This is a genomic window from Geobacter sp. PheSNFMC (genome assembly GCF_059620965.1).
In genome coordinates this window covers 1-18,445 of sequence record NZ_JCAMRN010000010.1, presented here as the reverse complement: position 1 = coordinate 18,445, position 18,445 = coordinate 1, and the positions used below count along the sequence as shown (strand labels likewise).

The 18,445-nt window shown below is 60.0% G+C and carries 11 protein-coding genes; all 11 read right to left on the bottom strand.

Annotated features, from left to right (window positions below; genetic code table 11):
- Position 1 precedes the first annotated feature (1 nt).
- Positions 2-5,128 (bottom strand): pilus assembly protein, encoded by a 5,127-nt coding sequence (locus AC6CDK_RS03640; protein ID WP_052269397.1) that lies wholly within the window; start codon positions 5,126-5,128, stop codon positions 2-4.
- 213 nt (positions 5,129-5,341) lie between these two features.
- On the bottom strand, positions 5,342-5,941 hold the full coding sequence (locus AC6CDK_RS03635; RefSeq protein WP_226048188.1) for a pilus assembly FimT family protein: 600 nt from the start codon (positions 5,939-5,941) through the stop codon (positions 5,342-5,344).
- 88 nt (positions 5,942-6,029) lie between these two features.
- Positions 6,030-7,397 carry a sigma-54-dependent transcriptional regulator gene (locus tag AC6CDK_RS03630; protein ID WP_039644030.1) on the bottom strand — a complete coding sequence of 456 codons (1,368 nt, stop codon included), beginning with the start codon at positions 7,395-7,397 and terminating at the stop codon, positions 6,030-6,032.
- A 35-nt stretch (positions 7,398-7,432) separates the two neighbouring features.
- Complete coding sequence (locus AC6CDK_RS03625) at positions 7,433-9,007, bottom strand: sensor histidine kinase (RefSeq protein ID WP_192905047.1); 1,575 nt, start codon at positions 9,005-9,007, stop codon at positions 7,433-7,435.
- Positions 9,008-9,019: 12 nt separating this feature from the next.
- Complete coding sequence (locus AC6CDK_RS03620; RefSeq protein WP_192905048.1) at positions 9,020-9,799, bottom strand: prepilin peptidase; 780 nt, start codon at positions 9,797-9,799, stop codon at positions 9,020-9,022.
- 58 nt (positions 9,800-9,857) lie between these two features.
- Positions 9,858-12,146 carry a putative bifunctional diguanylate cyclase/phosphodiesterase gene (locus AC6CDK_RS03615; RefSeq protein ID WP_192905049.1) on the bottom strand — a complete coding sequence of 763 codons (2,289 nt, stop codon included), beginning with the start codon at positions 12,144-12,146 and terminating at the stop codon, positions 9,858-9,860.
- 306 nt (positions 12,147-12,452) lie between these two features.
- The gene (locus tag AC6CDK_RS03610) at positions 12,453-15,116 is read right to left on the bottom strand and encodes a valine--tRNA ligase (protein ID WP_066357283.1); all 2,664 of its coding nucleotides are present in this window, start codon (positions 15,114-15,116) and stop codon (positions 12,453-12,455) included.
- Positions 15,117-15,219: 103 nt separating this feature from the next.
- A complete protein-coding gene (locus AC6CDK_RS03605; protein ID WP_192905050.1) occupies positions 15,220-16,434 on the bottom strand; it encodes a response regulator in 1,215 nt (404 codons plus the stop codon).
- Positions 16,435-16,551: 117 nt separating this feature from the next.
- Positions 16,552-17,739 (bottom strand): serine hydrolase domain-containing protein, encoded by a 1,188-nt coding sequence (locus tag AC6CDK_RS03600; protein ID WP_066357280.1) that lies wholly within the window; start codon positions 17,737-17,739, stop codon positions 16,552-16,554.
- Between the two features lie 134 nt (positions 17,740-17,873).
- Complete coding sequence (locus tag AC6CDK_RS03595) at positions 17,874-18,281, bottom strand: DUF2914 domain-containing protein (RefSeq protein ID WP_039648177.1); 408 nt, start codon at positions 18,279-18,281, stop codon at positions 17,874-17,876.
- A gap of 46 nt (positions 18,282-18,327) precedes the next feature.
- Positions 18,328-18,445, bottom strand: a 118-nt coding sequence (locus AC6CDK_RS03590; protein ID WP_496639722.1) for a bifunctional ornithine acetyltransferase/N-acetylglutamate synthase, incomplete at its 5' end; no start/stop codon positions are given.

Sequence of the window (18,445 nt, the reverse complement as noted above, 5' to 3'; positions counted from 1 at the left end):
ATCACCGCTCCTTGATATGGAGTATTTTCTTGACCGGCTTGAGCCCCGCCTTGGAAATGATCGGCGGTGCATCGGAAGCCGGCTTGCCGATAATCCCCTCATTCATGCGCCGTCCCTGCTTGCTGTTCGTCCCTGCCATCGCGGTTGCCAGATCTACCTCCTCAAACCCCCCGGTTGAAGCCTGAATGAGCACTTTCCCAACCTTGGCGCTTTCATCAAGCTGGTATCCTGAATCGAACTTCACTGCCCACAGGTAGGAGGTCCCGCCGAACTTGCAGATATCCGGCTCGGGCACGAATGTAGTGTAGAAAATCGATCCGTTAACGGTAGCGACAGGGTCCGTAATGACTCTCTCCCCCTGATCAAGAGTGATGTACCAGCCTTTGTCGACAGATTCGTTTGCCGTGCCAGCCGTCCGGTCGGTCAGATCAGAGAGCGTGAGGGGAGCGGCCGCACAGGTGGAACTGGATGAATCGTCGATATCAAAGACAGTCTTGGTGTTGTCGTCATGGATCACCGTGGCCTTGTAGCAGGGTTCTTTTACCATGAACAGGCGGCGGGTCGTGGCGTTGGCATCGTCCCCGTTGAAGAAGTAACGTCCCGTGCCGAAAAAGAGATAGAGATTCTTGCCCTGCAGCTTTGCCACCGATGACGTTACGGGACCGATTCCGTCGATAACCTTCGACACCTTCCACTGGGTCGAGGGGTTGAAGCCGACGTCATCGGGGCTGACACTGTCGGGAATGATCACCCGAAGCACTCCACCGTTGGTCCAGCTACCGTCGGACGCTTTCTGCACGTATCCGACATACAGGGCATCGTCCTGATAATACCCATCGGCATTTTTGTTTGGACGGTCCGTATCGACCACTGCGCTGTTGAGGGATCCGGCAAACGCCTCGGTGATGCCGGTATCGATGACCCAGTAATTGCCCGCCGTGGGCCCCCTTTCGAGGTCGTACACAAAGAGCCTGAGGTTCTGGTCGGATTTTCCCTTGAACTGCCTGAGCGTCGTATCGATGGGACCGGTGGGGCCTGAGCCGAATACGACCAGCCACCGACCGTTCTTAGTCCGATCCGATACATATTTTCCCTTTGCCGCATCATAGGTCCGGGCATTGAGGCGAACGATCGCCGGCCCGGTGGTAGTGAACCCGAGTTGCGGACTATTGAACTCCCATTTGAGGCTCGGCTGATTCTGAAGGGTGTTGGTGTTCGGGTCGGTGCCGAAGTACTGGCCTGTCACATCAAGAGAGTAATACGACGAAAATCCGAGCCCCTTGGTGTTGTCCGCCGGATCGAGAATCGGTGTCTTAACGCATGTGCCGGCAGCGGTCTTATCAGTGCATGCGGCATCGCCGAGTTTCCGTGAGGCGCCTCCGATCCCCATTCCGCCGACAAGGTAGGTTCTCCAGCTCGACCCGTCGCTCGCCTTTGGGCACTGCCAGTAATTGGATTCCGTGCAGCCAGCGGGGATGCCGGTGCTTACATCGAAGATCTGGGTCGTACCATCCACATAGTAGATATGATTGTTTTCCTTGTAATTGACGTCACCGAGATACTTGAGGTAGGGCAGCACATTGCGCGGAATGAACGTCCACTGTTCCTCTCCCAGCTTGTTGCCCGAGAGAGTTGCCTTGATATTGCCGGTAATGCCAGGGCCTTTTACGGTCAATTTGCCGAGCTTGAAAGCATGAAGCATTCCGTCATTGGCCCCGGCATAGACCATGCCCCGATTCTGGTATCCGGTTGTTTCCGTGAAGCTCTTGTACGTTAAATCGTCATAGCCCAGAGGAGACGAAAGCTGGTAGCTGCCGATCGGCTGTGTCGACTGCAGGCGTGGCGTGGAAGAAACGATATCTCCAAGTTTCCAGACGTTCGTGGCTCCTCCGATCGTTACGCTACGCTTACGGTACCCCGCAGGCTCGTCCCCCTTGACGAAGCTGATGATATTATTGGCCTCGGCCTGGCTTGATGCCTGAAGATACTGCTGCGTGGAGGCCGAAGCCGTAGTAAGGGCCGTGAAATCCACCAGCGTGCCTGCAAGTTGCGTATAGATTTTCCGGCTTGCGGCAGAACGTCCCCACAGCAGCTTTCCTGCGCTCCAGATACTTTTGAGGCCGAATTCGGGATCGTCGGGGGACACTGTTTCCTGTGAGCCATCGGGCCTGATCCTCGTCATGAGCGTCTGGTTGGCGGCGCTGTTAAAGGCGAGTTTGATCACGTTCGCCGTTCCTATATTGAGAACGTGGTCATTGTCAGGAGGAGGCGACGAGGCAGGAACATAGTCGTCGTCCTCCCGAATGGTGCTCCCCGATATGCGGGGATCTATATAGTACCAGAGATTGTACATCTCTCCGGACCAGGATATTTCAGTCTGATTTTCGTATATCTTCTTGGGGAAGAATATGGCCTGGAGTATATTGGCACCGCTTCCTTCGCTGTTGGAGAGAATCGAAGCGGCTGTCCCCGATGCAGTACGTGCGAGGATGGCGTCAAAGGCCTCCTTGAGCTTTCTCTCCATTTCGTTGGGATTATTGACCGGAAAATAGGTATCGGGAAGTCCGTCGCCCTTTTCGTCCCACTCGGCACAGCGTGGATTCGGATTGGCGGTACCGCAGGTTGCGTCCATATAAGGAAGGCCATCCCCGTCGGAATCCTTGAATCCGCCATATTTGGCGGCAAGCATGAGCGGATTTTCGGGGAGTTTCCCACTTTCGCCACTAGCCGTGAAGATTCGCGTGGCACTTGTGGTTGAGATGCCCGCCCCCCATGGCCGATTGCTCCCCGTATGCTCCGCGATGAGGTAGGTCCCGTTTGCCGAACCTGCACCCGCGACAGTGAAACCGAATGCCGCTGCATTGCCGGCCTGGGAGTAAACCCGTTCAACCTTGATCGATACCTGATCGCTGGAGAGCGACGGGCATTTCCCACTGGTGTAAAGGGGATCGGATGTGTTGATCGACCCGGCGCAGATGGTGTAGTCGGCAAGCACGTCCATGTCAAAGTCGCCGCCACCTACGTCATCGAAGCTCGACTTGAACTTGATGTATTTCAGATCACTGGTTCCCGAGTGATACAGCGGGGTATCAACCACGTAAGTGCGGACCATCTGAAGAGTCGGACATTTGCCAGTGGTGTTTTTGGGGGTAATAACAACCCCTTTTCCGTTTGCCGAAGCGTCGACTGCAAATGTGAAGTTCGCGGTAGAGCAACTCCATCCCAGGCTGCTGTCGGTGGAGACGGACTTACCATAGGGGACTATCGTTGCAAAGGAGCCCGATAACGTCTTCACTGTGATTTCGGGGACAAGCGAATTGAAGCCAACCGCGAAGGTTGCTACATTCATGTTGTTGTGCCCGTAAAGTGCAACTGCTGCAGGGGAATACCCCCCCTCGAGGTCCGGTTCCGAAGGACAGATCCCGCGGACAGAGGCGAAACCGGTGAGTGTCTTTTCGGAACAGGTGCCATCGGTATTCGCACCCGCCGTAGTCCCACTCTGCCCCACCATGGCGGTGATTGACGTGGAGGGCTTGTTTTCATTGACGAATATTCTGTCGGCAAGGGCCCCGAGATCGAAGTTGGGCAGATTGCCCGCGCTGTTTGAGAAAGAGGAAAAAGCTGTCCCCGGTATCTGGTCCGTATCGAAGCTGTTGTAAATGTCGCTTAAGTGGAGAATGAACCGCTGCGAGCAGATGGGGAATATTGCTTCCGGGGCATCCCACGCGGGCATGGTGAGGCTCAGCCCGTCGTCGCTACCGTCGCTTATGCCGGCTACGTACTGAGGCGTCGGGGATTGCAACCCCTTCAGATAACGGAGTCCCTCATACAGAATCTCGCCCGTCGGATTCCCCCATCGCTGGGAAATAGGATAGGTAGTTGGACATTTCATGCTCTCGATGGACTGTATGATGAGTCCCTTCTGGTCGGTATTAGAAGTCTGGAAGTTACCCGCAGAGGAGTTCACCTCGTTCAGGAAGCTCCAGATGTTTTTGCGGAGGACTCCTCCTGCCTTCGGGTTTTTGAACGAACCCGTCATGAGCCCGAAGTACATATTCACCTGATCAATGCATGCCCCCTTGTTGATGGAAGAGCATTGGCTGTTGGAACTGCAGGGCGTTGCCATGTCCTTTGAACAGACCTTGCCTGCTCCGGGAGCCTTGCGCTCACCATAGGACTGCAGAACACCCACTGGTTTGTAATTAGAGCCATAAGCGGCGCATTTACCCGAAGCCAGTTCGTAGCCGAGCAGATCACCGCATGCCTTGACGTTGATGTCGAAGCGCTGGCTGGTGGGGACGAGGCTGGCATGGCTGTCAGCCACACCGTCACCATTTTTGTCTATGGCTGACACCGAACATATGTTGCCGTTTCCCTCAACGTTCACCCAATGCCATGCACGGAGCCCCCCTGACACTGTCACGCCGGTCACCGCCGTAACATCGGGGATGACACGCAGTTGAGACACCGGTTTCGAGGAGGCACCGTTGCTGGTAACGCAGAAAAGGGCGCGGTTGTTGGTGACGGCACCAGGAAAAAGCTTCGTGGCGTCGCTTCCAACATACTCCTTAGCCCAGCTATGGCCATCCTGGGGAATATTCTCGCCTGAAATGACTGCTGAAGTCGAAGATGAATTGTCAGTGGTACGGTAACCACCGTAAAGGACTCTTTTGATGATGTCGGCCCGCGACATGGTGAGCCAATTCAGAAAATTTCCACTCCATTTGCCGGCATTAGTACCTGTGCAGTACTTTGCATCAACAGACTGATTTACCGGATCATAGGTGTCGCCGGTGGCAATAAACGTATTTGCTTCGCCCCCGGAGGTCATATAGGTGTAACACTTGTAGGGATCAAAGTATCCATAGTATGTGATGCTGTGGTCATAGGTAGTGTCAAGTTTGCCGTCGCCATCCACGTCAGAGGCGTCATTGAATGCGGGGAAGTAGTACTTGTGGTCTTTCCCCATGCTGAACAGCACTTGCGGCGGAACAGTGGCGGCTATGAACGCCGGTTGGACGCAGTAATCTCCCATCGACGCAGCATTGGCGACAACCGGCGCCATAAACAGAAATGCTGCCCCGAAGATAGTCCGGACAGTCCCCTGGTTCTTGAAACTAAAGCGCATATTCGACCTCTCGAGCAGTAGCAATTCACCCCCCCCGTTCCCGGCAGGACGGGCTAGCCGCAACGATCCATCGATCATATTAGCAAGGAGCGCGCCAAGAAACAATGCCACCAAGCATCAGCAATTACATGCTATTACCCAACAGATTCCATAATAACACAAAAGGCTATGCAATTTTTGCATAGCCCCAGTGTTCCCGGTACACGATTTATGTCACTTCCTGATCCACTCCGACCCGTCCCAGTGGTACAGCTTGCAGGAAAAATCAGACGTATTGAAGATCATTGCCACGGCACTGCCGGACGTGGCGGATTGGATATAGATGCCGCCGCCCGTACCGACAACCCCTTCAGCGCTGTAAAACCGGTTGCCTGTGAATGCAACTCCGTCATCGGTTGCGGTGAGTTTGTTGGGCTTGAGGACAGGCCCCCGCTCTCCGTAACCGAAGCTGAGGCCGCCCCCTTTGTCGGAGAGGCGAACCTCTCTGACAAACTGCTCATCGCCGGTACCCCACTGTCCATCCTCCCCCCTGCCGGAGTAAAGCATCGCCCGCCCGCGGGGGGGATCGAATTCGATGCAGCACGACTTGCCCTGGATACTCAACAGCTTGGCATCCTTGAACAGATCCTTGATCTCCCAGACCGCCGCCTTGAGGCAGCAGTCGGCGTACAGGCTGCTGAACGCGGGAACGGCAATCACGCTCAGGACACAGATGATCGCCACCACCGCGAGCAGTTCGAGCAGCGTGAAACCACCCGCCCCCCTATCCCCCTTCCCTGGGGGCAGAATGGTGCGGTTAACCATCCCGCTCATCCCGGTCACCTCCTTGTGACAAAAAAAGGACTTTGCAATAATTGCACAGCCCTCTTACATTTACAACATTTTATTAATATTTTTTACTTTACTCGATACCAAACTCCTTAAGCTTATAGAGCAACGCCCGATGGCTGATTTCCAGCAAGCGCGCGGCTTGGGTCCGGTTCCCGCCGGTCTTGGCCAGGGCCCTGCGGATGAATTCCCGCTCTAGATACTCTTCGGCCTGTTTGATGGAAAGGGTGTCCTCGGGGAGACGGAACCCCGAAGGAGTTCCAGCCGAGTCCCCCCGCACGACATCGGGCAGGCTTCCACTATCGAGGATTTCTCCTTCGCTGAGAATGAATGCGCGCTCGATGCAGTTTTCCAGTTCACGCACATTGCCGGGCCAGCCATAGGCGGCAAGCAGCTTCATGGCGTCCGGCGACACGACCATTCCGGACCTGCCGAAAGACTCGCCATACTTGTGCAGGAAGTGGTTCACGAGCAGCGGAATGTCTTCCAACCGCTCCCTCAGGGGAGGCAGGGTAATGCTGAACACGTTGAGGCGAAAAAAGAGATCCTCGCGAAAGCGTCCCTCCGCGGCATCCCGGGCCAGATCCCGGGAAGTGGCGGAAAGGATCCGGACATCGACGCGCAGGGCCTTGGCCCCGCCCACCCGTCGAACCTCACCCTCCTGCAGCACGCGCAGAAGCTTCACCTGGAGCGCCAGGGGCATTTCACCGATCTCGTCGAGAAAGAGCGTCCCGCCGTTGGCCTCCTCGAAAAGTCCGGCCCGGTCCGACGATGCGTCGGTAAAGGCACCGCGCACGTGACCGAACAGTTCCGACTCCAGAAGGCTTTCGGGGATGGCCCCGCAGTTGACCGCCACAAAGGGTCTGTCGCTGCGGCTGCCGTTGTGGTGGATGGCCCGGGCCACCAGTTCCTTGCCCGTTCCCGACTCGCCGAGGATGAGGACGGTGGTCCGCACGTCGCACACCTTGCGGATAAGGTTGAAGATCTCGCGCATGCGCGGGTTGCGACTCACAATGCTGCCGAACGAATACTCCCGCCCGACCACTTCCCGCAGCCGCCGGTTTTCACTCTTGAGGCGCTCGCGCTCCTCCGCCTTCCTGAGGACCAGGAGGATCTCATCATTTTTAAAGGGTTTCGAAACGTAATCGTAGGCCCCCTCCTTCATGCAGGCAATGGCCGCATCCACGGTACCGTAGGCGGACATCATGATAACGGTGCCGGGGAGTCCGGCCTGCTGAAAGGCCCGCAGGAACCCAACGCCGTCCATGACCGGCATCCGGATGTCGCAGAGGATGAAGTCGTAGGCAGCAGCAGATGCCTGGGCCAGGGCCGCTTCGCCATCGGTGGCCTCCACGGCCTCGTAGCCCTGTTTGCGGAGCATGGCGCACAGCATGTGCCGCATGTTTTCTTCGTCATCGACGACCAGTATCCGCTTTTTCATTTCATGCCCCTGTCCATAACCCAGTGGATTTCATTTCATTTCGAGACCGGAAGCCATACCTCGAACCGCGTCCCCTCCCCTACCGTGCTTTCGACGGTCATTCTCCCACCCAGGGAGTCGATGATCCTGGCCGAGATGGACAGGCCCAGCCCAGTCCCCTTGCCCGGCTCCTTGGTGGTGAAAAAGGGATCAAAGATCCTCTCCAGGTGCTCGGGTGCGATCCCGGATCCGGTGTCGGTCACGGCAATCCGGATGCACGGCGCCTCGCTTCCGTCCCCGGCAAACGGCGTGCGGAACACCCCGCCGAAGTCGTCCTTGCGCCGTCCGGCCATGACAGTCCAGGGACCGTTATCGGTGAGCCCCGCCGGCGGCGTGAACATTCCGGACGACACGGTGACATCCAGGCGTCCACCAGCGGGCATGGCGTCGCGGGCATTGATCAGCAGGTTGATCAGAACCTGCTGGAGCTGATGGGGGTCGGTCACGGCCGCTGCGTTTTCCTCGCCTGCCCCGATGTGCACCTGCACCCGCTTGAGGGCCCCCTGCCGACTCACCATCTCCACAGTTTCAGACACCAGGCAGGCCACGTCAACCTCTTCGGCGGCAAGGGACGCGGGGCGGGCATAATCGAGCAGGTCGTGGACGATCCGGTCGATCCGTTCGGCCTCCTGTAGGATCCGGCGAAGATAGTCGGCCCTTTCCGGATCAAGGGATTCATCATCCCGCAAGAGCGATACGTACCCCATGATGGCTGCCAGCGGGGTGCCGATCTCGTGGGCCGTTCCTGCGGCCAGCATTCCCACCGACGCCATTTTTTCGGATCTGAGGGTTTCCTCGCGGGCCTCCTTGAGCTCCCGGTTGGCCCGCTCCAGCGACGCCACGTGGCGCGCCGCCTCTTCGTCCTTGACCCGCAGGGCGTCCACCATCTGGTTGAATGAATCGGCCAGTTCGGCTATCTCACGGCTCCCCGGAGCCACGGCCTTATGGTGATAGTCGCCGGCGCCGATCCGCTCCGTTGCGGCCAGGAGCTTGCGCATGGGAATGATGATAAAGCGGGAAAGCAGCAGTGACCCCACTGCCAGGATGAGAAGGAAATCGAGGGCGAAGTAGGCGAGGAACAGGTGACGCGAATGGGCGAGCATCTGCCGCTCCCCTGCCAGGGAAAGGATGAGCCTGGCCGCGCCAACGGTCGCCCCGTCACTGACGATCGGGGCATAGCGGATGAGAACGCCTTCCCCCGCAGGGAACCAGGCCGATTCGGCGCCGTCGCGAAGACAGGCCGCCAAGCGCTCGTCAACGGGTGAACCGCTCCCCAGGCCGAACACCGGCGTTCCATCACCCCGCACGACGGTCAGGGCCGTGAATTCCGGCTCACCCGCCAACTGGCGGGCAAGCACGCCGGCCGCCGAAGGACCGATCCCGTCCAGCGACGGTGGAACCAGCGCCGTAAAGGAAGCGAGCAGGATGCGCGCCTTGTCGCTTTTCTGGCGGAGAAGGTCGCTTTCGGCGGTTTTGAAGGAGATCAGGCTCAGGAGGAGCCAGGTGAGAACCAGGAGGAACGTAAGGGAAGAGAGGATCAGAAAGCTGAGACTGAAGCGCAGACGCCTCACGGGTGCACCTCGCTACCGGGCGCCGATGCTCAGGTACCAGAGAATGATCGCCTTGCCGAAAAAGATGTAGAGAAGTGCCCCCAGCGCCAGAAACGGGCCGAACGGGATGGCAAGCTTGCTGTCTTTTTTCTGGAGCATCATGACGGTGAGCCCGATGATCGAGCCCACCAGAGAACTGGCAAAAATGATGAACGGCACTGCCCGCCAGCCGAGAAAGGCCCCCATCATGGCAAGGAGCTTGATATCTCCGCCGCCCATTCCCTCCTTGCCCGTCAGCCGCTCGTAGAGCCAGGCCACCAGCAAGAGGCTCCCGCCCCCCGCCACGATGCCGATGAGAGAGTTGAGCCAGCCGAGCCAGGGAAGGACAAATGACAGGGCAAAGCCGAGGACGATTCCGGGCAGGCTGATGACATCGGGGATGATCTGATGGTCGAGGTCGATGAAGGTGATCGCCACCAGGGCGGAGCAGAATACGAAGAGGGCCGCAAAGGTCAGGGTCGGCCCGAACTTGAGGAACAGGGCAAGGCAGAGCAGGCCGTTGATGAGTTCCACCAGGGGATAGCGGGCCGATATCTTCGCACCGCAGGCGCGGCATGATCCGCGCAGGATGAGCCAGCTCAGAAGCGGGATGTTGTCCCAGGGACGAATCCGCGTCCCGCAGGAGGTACAGCGGGAAGGGGGGAACACCACCGACTCACCCGTTGGCAGCCGATAGATGCAGACGTTCAGGAATGAGCCGACCACTGCCCCGAGGACAAAGGAAAAGATATAGAACACAATTGGTAAGGTCATAGATTAACCGGTAACACAGCCTGCCTGGGCCTTGTCGCCCTGTTCCCGCCCGGCCCCGTCAACACCAGGTTCCAAAACCGAGGTAGGCGCCCGCAGCCCGGCCGAAGACCGGCGCGAACTGCTCCGCCGGCGCGGGGCGGCTGAAGAGATGTCCCTGCATGTGGGTGCACTGCAGCGCCCGCAGCACTTCCAGTTGCTCCACGGTTTCAACACCTTCGGCAACCACTTTCAGATTGAGCCCCTTTGCCATGGTGATCACCGCGCTGGTAATTGCCTCGTCGTCAGGGTTCGTTGTGATGTCGCGAATGAACGAACGGTCGATCTTCAGGGCATGGATCGGAAACTTTTTCAGATAGTGCAGGGATGAATATCCAGTACCGAAATCATCAATGGCGATATGGATTCCCATTCGCTCCAGCACGCGGAAGGTGGCCAAGGTGCTTTCGGTACCGTCCATCATGATGCTCTCCGTCACTTCCAGAACGAGCCACCGGGGGGCGAGCCCCGAGTCGGAGAGGGCCCGCTCCACCACCTCCACCAAGCTTCCCTGCTGGAGCTGGCGGGGAGAGATGTTGACCGCCACCTGCATGGGTGGGTAGCCGGCCTTCTGCCATTCCCGGTTCTGGCGGCACGCGGTCCTCAACACCCATTCGCCCAGGGGAACGATGAGCCCCGTTTCTTCCGCCAGGGGAATGAAGCGCGCCGGCGGCACGAGCCCCAGGGTGGGGTGCTGCCAGCGGACCAGGGCCTCCATGCAGGAGATTTGCCCGTCGTCAACGTTGACCTTGGGTTGATAGTAGAGAACCAGCTCTTCCCGCTCAAGCCCCTTGCGCAGATCGTTTTCAAGGGAAAGCCGCTCGAATGCCTTGCTGTTCATCTCGGGGGTGTAGAGCTGGCAGTTGTTCCGCCCCTGCTCCTTGGCCCGGTACATGGCAAAATCGGCGTTCTTCACCAAAGCGTCGCTCGTGCGGCCGTCATAGGGAAACACGCTGATACCGATGCTCGTGGTGATGAACAACTCGTGTCCATCGATCACGAAGGGGGTCCGCAGGCTGTCTATGATCTTCTGGGCCACTTTCAGGGCATCTTTCACGTCGGAAATGACCGACAGATTGATGATGAATTCGTCGCCGCCCTGCCGGGCCACGGTGTCGCCGTCGCGGCGGCAGACCCCCTTGAGGCGCTTGGCCACCTGCATGAGAAGCTTGTCTCCCACCGCATGCCCGAGGGTATCGTTGATCAGCTTGAACCGGTCCAGGTCGAGAAACAGCACTGCCAGAAGACGCTTGCTCCGCTGGGCAAGGGCAAGGGACTGGCGGAGCCGGTCGTTGAAGAGCCTGCGGTTGGGCAGCCCGGTGAGTGAGTCGTAGTACGCCATCTGCCGGATGGTTTCCTCGGCCTGGCGACGATCCGTGATATCCCGGAACGCCTCGATGATCCCGATGGCTGTGCCATCGCTGCCGAGCAGCGGGGACGTCATGACCTCCACCACGCGCTTGTCCCCGCTCTGGTCCCGATGCTCCTGGGTTGCGATGACCGGACGCTTCGCCGTCCGCACATCGAGCAGGGGGCATCGCATCCCCTCGTCTCTGACGCAGGGGGTATCGCGATGGTGAATGAGCCGATGGCAGGCCTCGTCACTGCCGGCCTCGGCTATCTGGAAAAAGTCGCGAGCCGCCCGGTTCGTCATGATGACACGGCGATCGAGCCCGACCACCACCATGGGCTCGGCCACACCGTCAACCACGGAATTGAGGAAGACGTTGGTCTCGGCCAGCTTCTGCTCGGCCCTGGTCCGCTCATCGTTCTCCTCTTCGAGCATGGCGGCATGGCGCCGCAGGTCGACCATGAGGTGAACGGTGCGCAGTACCATGGCTGCGGTGTGGGCATACTGCTGCAGAAGCTGCTCGTCGATCTGATCAAAGGGATTGCCTACCCGGAACGCGGACAGACAGGCCGTCACTCTCCCTTCCTCAAGGACGGGGACCAGCAGCGCCGCATCCATGTCCATCACCTGCAGGAGTTCGCAGGAGTCAGCGCGGGAGGATATCCGGTCGATCCGCAGGGGAGTACCGCAGGCGGCCACCGATGCACACAGATTCCCGCTCTTCATGGGGACCGCCAGCCCTTTCACCATGGCATTCCAGCCCCCGGACGCGGCCATGTAGGTCAGGGTGCCGGCCTGGATGTCGATGGTGGTAAACACAGCGGTCCCGGCTCCGACGATATCGCAGACACCATCGCAGAGGGCCGTGTAGAGCGCGCCCGACTCACCAATGGTCAGCAGTCGCCTGATCCAGAGGTCAAGCTTGAACAGGCCGTCGTTATATCGCTTGAGATTCGCCATGGGACCCGGAAGATTATCCTGACTTTGTTCTGTCGGTCATGCGCACGGGGCCGCAACCATAAAAGCTTAAATAAATGCAAAATTCCATCCAAAAACAGGAGCGACACAACGAACGGAACAAATAATCCGTGACATCGGCATGTTTGCCACGGCTATGGGGTAACCGGCACCCGCGATCTCCACGAGATTATTGACAACGCATGTCACCATCTTGACCCGCGCCGGCAACTGTCCCACGCGGCGAAAAGGCACCCCATGAAAAACGCCGCCGGTCACCAACGGACCCGGCGGCGTTATAGCGTAACTTCAGGCCAGTTTTCGTATTTTTTCGAGACTGGCCAGGAGCACATCCTTCTTCTGGGTCACCTCGGCCAGCTTTTCCCGCTCCTTGGCCACCACGTCCGCCGGCGCCCGCTCCACAAAGGAGGGGTTCTCAAGCTTCCGGCCGAACATCTCGATTTCCTTGTCGAGCTTGCCGATCTCCTTGAGGAGACGCTTTTCCTCTTCCTCAACGTCAACGAGCCCTTTGAGGGGAACCGCGATCTCCACGTCTCCGGCCACCTGAACCGCTGCGTCGGCGGGCCGTTCGAGCCCCTGCCCCATGGCCAGGTCGGAGAGGCGCGCGAGACTCATGACGTAGACCTCGTTGCGTTTGAGCAGATGCAGGCTCTCAACGGAACCGCAGGAGAGGATGGCGGCTATCTCCCGCGACGGAGCCACATCCATCTCGCCCCGGATGTTCCGGATGCCGCGGATCACCTCCATGACCAGCTCCATCTCTGCGGCGCCTTCGGGGAAGTCGCGCTCGGGCGCGGGACGCGGATAGCCGGCCACCATGATGCTCGGTGCGGGACGCGCGCCCGGCAGTGTTTGCCAGATCTCTTCGGTAATGAAGGGCATGAAGGGATGCAGCAGCCGCAGGAGATTTTCCAGCACGAGCCAGAGGATATACCGCGCCGTTTCCTTGCGTGCGTCGTCGCCCCGGTAGAGATCGTCCTTTGCCAGCTCAATGTACCAGTCGCAGAATTCGCTCCAGGTGAACCGGTAGAGGGTTCCGGCCGCATCGTTGAAGCGGTATGCCTCCAGCGCCTCGGCGGTTTCGGCGGCGGCAGCGTTGAGCCGATGCAGAATCCAGCGATCCGCATTGGACAGGTCGAGTGTCGCCGGGTCCACCGTATCGGGCTCGAACCCCTCCAGGTTCATGAGGGCGAACCGGGAGGCGTTCCAGATCTTGTTCACGAAATTCCGGTAGCCGGCAATCCGCTCCTCGGCCAGCTTGATGTCGCGCCCTTGGGCGGCAAAGGCCGCCAGGGTGAACCGGAAGGCGTCGGTGCCGTACTGGTCGATGACCACCAGGGGGTCGATGACATTTCCCTTGGACTTGCTCATCTTCTGGCCCTGGGCATCGCGCACCAGGGCATGGATGTATACGTCGCTGAAGGGCACCTCGTCCATGAAGTGAAGCCCCATCATCATCATCCGCGCCACCCAGAAGAAGAGGATGTCGAAACCGGTCACCAGGCACGAGGTGGGATAGAACGCCGCAAGCTCCGGCGTCCGGTCCGGCCAGCCCATGGTCGAAAAGGGCCACAGGGCAGAGGAGAACCAGGTGTCGAGCACGTCGGTTTCCTGACGGATCTCGTCGCTGCCGCACGCGGCGCAGACTGTCGGATCGATTTTGGCCACCGTGGTTTCGCCGCAGTGGTCGCAATACCAGGCCGGAATCCGGTGCCCCCACCAGATCTGGCGCGAGATGCACCAGTCCTTGATATTCTCCATCCAGTCGTAATAGGTGTTCTCCCACTGCTGGGGAACGATCCGGGTCCGCCCGTCCTTCACCGCGGCCAGGGCCCGTTCGGCCAGGGGACCGACCTTCACGTACCACTGGAGGGACAGGTACGGCTCCACCACCGTCTTACAGCGATAGCAGCCCCCCACCGCGTGGGCATGATCGTCGATCTTCTCCAGAAGCCCCAGCGCTTCCAGGTCTTCCACCACCCGCTTTCTGGCGGCGAAACGCTCCATCCCCTCGTACTGGTGCCCGGCGGCATTAACCACGGCCGATTCGTCGAAGACGTTGAGCAGGTCCAGATTGTGACGGCGCCCCACCTCGAAATCGTTGAAATCGTGGGCCGGGGTGATCTTTACCACGCCGGTACCAAACTCCCGATCCACGTACTCGTCGGCCACCACCGGTATTTCCCGGTTCACGAGGGGGAGCAGTACCTTTTTGCCGACAAGGTCGGCATAGCGCTCATCCTCGGGGTGAACCGCCACGGCGGTATCGCCGAGCATGGTTTCGGGACGGGTCGTGGCCACCACCACGAAGCGGCCGGGCTCGCCAACCACGGGATAGCGGATGTGCCAGAGATTTCCCGCCTTGTCCTCGTGCTCCACCTCGATGTCGGACAGGGCCGTGTGGCAGCGGGGACACCAGTTGATGAGACGGTTGTCCCGGTAGATCAGCCCTTCCTCGTAGAGACGGACAAAGACCTCGCGCACGGCGCGGGAAAGCCCTTCGTCCATGGTGAAGCGCTCGCGCCCCCAGTCGCAGGATGCGCCGAGCCGCTTCAACTGGCCGATGATCTGGCCGCCGGACTCGGCCTTCCATTTCCAGACCCGCTCGATGAATGCCTCGCGCCCCAACTCGTGGCGGCTCGTCCCCTCGCCCGCCAGTTGGCGTTCCACCACGTTCTGGGTCGCAATGCCCGCATGGTCGGTGCCGGGCATCCAGAGGACCTCGTAGCCGCTCATCCGCTTCCAGCGACAGAGGATGTCCTGGAGCGTATTGTTCAGGGCGTGCCCCATATGAAGGGCGCCGGTGACGTTGGGCGGCGGGATGACGATGCTGTAGGGGGGCTTGCCGCTATCCGGGTCTGCCCGGAAATAGCCTTCCTGCTCCCAGGTTTCATACCATTTCCGTTCAACGGCCGTGGGCTCGTACACCTTTGCCAGTTCTTTTTCTGCCATTCGATTAACCTCTTCCCTTTTCAAAATGAAAATGGGGATGAAGCATCCCCATTTCAGTTTCAGCGGTGTGGACCGGTCCCGTGGGCCGGCCCTGAAGTACGACCTAAAGTCCTTCCTTGATCTTGCGGATCTCTTCCTTGATGATCGTCTCCGCCAGGTCGGGCACCACTTCCCAGGCGATCCGCTCGATTACTTCGCGGGAGATACGGGAAATGGCGGCGGCCAGTTGTTCTTCGGAGAGGGTGATGGTCCCCGCGCCCGGAGCAACCGGCTCAACAGCCGGCACCGCCACCGTGGAGGCAGCCGGAGCGGCTGCGGGGACATATTCTTCCTCAGGGGCGAACTGCTGTTCCACGACAAACTGTGCCGGCACGGCAGCCCCGCCGAATTCAAAGCCTGTCACCGGTTCTCCGGCAAAGGCCTCGGCAGCCGGGGCACCGGCCGTCGGCTCCGGCTCGAAGGTAAAGGACTCGGGTTCGGCCACCGCGCCGAAGCTTATCGTCTCCTCGACTGCGCCGGACGCGGGTTCTTCCGTGAAGGTGAATTCTTCAACAGGCACGCCGAACGTGCCTGAATCGGCAGAGGCGGCAGGCGTTGCGGCAAAGGCAGCGGCATCGAACACCTCTGTCATTGCCTCGTCTCCGGTCACCATCTCGCCGACTTCAACCTCCCCGGCGACTTCTTCCTCAAGTTCGAAGGCTCCCCACAGATCGTCGGCAGGAGCGGCCTCCTCCGCTTCGAACGTCACCGCCTGCGACGCAGGCGCTCCAGCGGGTTCGGCCAGGGGCTCCGATTCGAAGGTCGGAAATGGCTCGGGGAAAGCCGACTCGAATACGGCTGACGGCTCGGGGGGCGAAACGAACGGCTCCGGCTCCACCTCGAAGGCGGCGGGAGGACTCTCCGCGGCAAAGTCCGGTGTAGCGCCTGCGCCCGTTACCGCGCGCGAGCTTCCCAGAGCCAGAAGCTCTTTTACTTTGTCGACAAGTTGCTGGGATTCAAAGGGTTTGGAGATGAAGTCATCCGCGCCGCACTGCCGGGCCCGCTCTTCGTCAAAGGGCTCGAAGGCACCGGTCATGAGCAGGAGGGGCGTGTTCTTCAGGGCGGGGTCATGCCGTACGGCGGCGCACACCTCATAGCCGTTCGAGCCGGGCATGAGGGCGTCGATGAGCATCACATCGGGTCTGCTTTCACGGGCTTTTTCCAGTGCGGCGTCCCCGTTGTCGACAACGGTCAGCTCAAAATCTTCATTGGCGAAGATGATACCCACGACCTTCTGAATGGTGATGCTGTCGTCGGCGAGGAGCAGCCTGTTGCCCATGGATCCTCCTTCAGGGGGAGCGTCGGAAAAGGGGCCCCGGATAGATGGGGAAAAGTGCGGTTAACCCGCGCACAATCGCGGAAACGCTACCATACTGACCTGAGGGTGTCAAGCTATTTACCGGGTCGTAACAGGGCCGTAGGATGCCGTTTCCACCAGTTCCCGGAGGTCCGGGAAGAGCATCCGAAAGGCCAGCGTCGACAGATCGCTCCGCAGTTGACTAAAGGCCTTGGTATGCCGATGGTCGAGGCGGACCGAAAGAAAGATCACGTAAGTGTCCGTGCGCGGGTCGATCCAGATCGATCCCCCCGAGTAGCCGGTGTGGCCGAACGACTCCTCGGAAAACCCTTCTCCCCGGGGCGACGAAAACGGGGATGCCATGTCCCATCCGAGCCCCCGCGCCACCTTGCCCCCGCGGGAAAAGTAGGGGGCCGTCATCTGGCGCACCGTCCGCTGTTCCAGGACGCGCCGACCGTTGAGCTCGCCTTCGCCGAGGAGCATCCGGCAGAAGAGCGCCAGGTCGCTCGCGGTGCCGAAGAGGCCCGCATGTCCGGCAACGCCTCCCATGAGGCGTGCCAGGGGATCCTGCACCGTGCCGAAGTGTGCCCCCCCCGAGCCGTCCAGGGTGGCGGCGCACCGCTCCGCAATTGCGGGGCCGGGCAGGAAAGCGGTGTCCTTCATGCCCAGGGGGCGGAGAAAGGCATCCGCCGCATAGCGGTCAAGAGTACTGCCGGTAACGCGCCGGACCAGCTCGCCCAGCAGGATGAAGTTGATATCGGCATACCTGAACCGGGTGCCCGGCTCACCTTTCAATTTCTGGGCGGCAACACCGTTGATGGCGCTTTGCAGGGGGTCTGCCGAGGACAGGGAGAAGTCGTCGAGGCCGGAGGTATGGGTCAGCAGATGCACCACAAGGACGTCGTCCTTGCCGTGTCCCGCAAATTCGGGGAACCAGCGGACCAGGGGATCGACCAGGGAGAGCCGGCCCTCTTCCGCCAGTCTCATGACTGCCGGGGTCGTTGCGATGACCTTGGTGAGGGAGGCCATGTCGAAGATGGTCGAAGACGTTACCGGCGGGGCATCGGGCAGGGACGACTGCTTGCCGAAGACGTGCTCGTAGACCGCACCGTGGCGGTTCCCCACCAGCACGATCCCGCCCGCCACCAGCCCGTCGTGCATGGCCCTTTCCATCAACCGCCCGATGGCTTCCCCACCCGCTGGCGGCGCGGACGGCGAATCGCCGGCACAAACCGTCAGCGAGCCGAAAAGGATCAGGGCTATGGCGAGTATCTTTCGGAACACCATGAAGAAATACCGTCACTCTGCAACGAACATGAACGGCTTTGAACCGCTGGAGGGCACGGGCCCTAACCACCGACACAAGCAAAATTCAAGCCGTGGCTATGGGACCAGAAAAAAGGGGAGACCGCGTCTCCCCATCAGTGTACCTTGAATTCCACTGTTTTGAGAACCTTCCCGGCCGAATCCACCGCCTCGACGCGCCAGGTGCCAACCGATTCGGCGTCCACGGGCTTCTTGCTCCAGGTGCGCCATTTCGCACCCTTGACCGCAAGCTCCTGCTCGCCGGCCATGGCGCCGTCCTTGTACCAGACATGGCGGATGACCGTTTCCTGGGCGCCGGGGTTGACTATGCGGGTAAAGCAGTAGAGGGCTTTCACCGACCGGTGCGAGATCCGACGAACCGCATCAATGGGGTTGTTGCGGGAAATCTTGGTGGTTACCGCCATTTCGGTGATCTTGAGGTCGGCCGCCCGAACGGGCGAGCCGATGACCATGCCGCACACAACCAGCGTGACGAGCAGGACGACCAGTCTCAGCATCCGCACCACCTCCCCCTCCTGTTCTTGGTGTTGTTCGACACCTCTCTGTTCCTCAGGTACGGTAATCGGCGTTGATCTTGACGTAGTCGTAGGACAGGTCCGAGGTGTAGACCGTTGCCCGTCCGTCGCCCAGATGCAGGTCGACGGTAACGGTAAACTCCTTCTTGCGC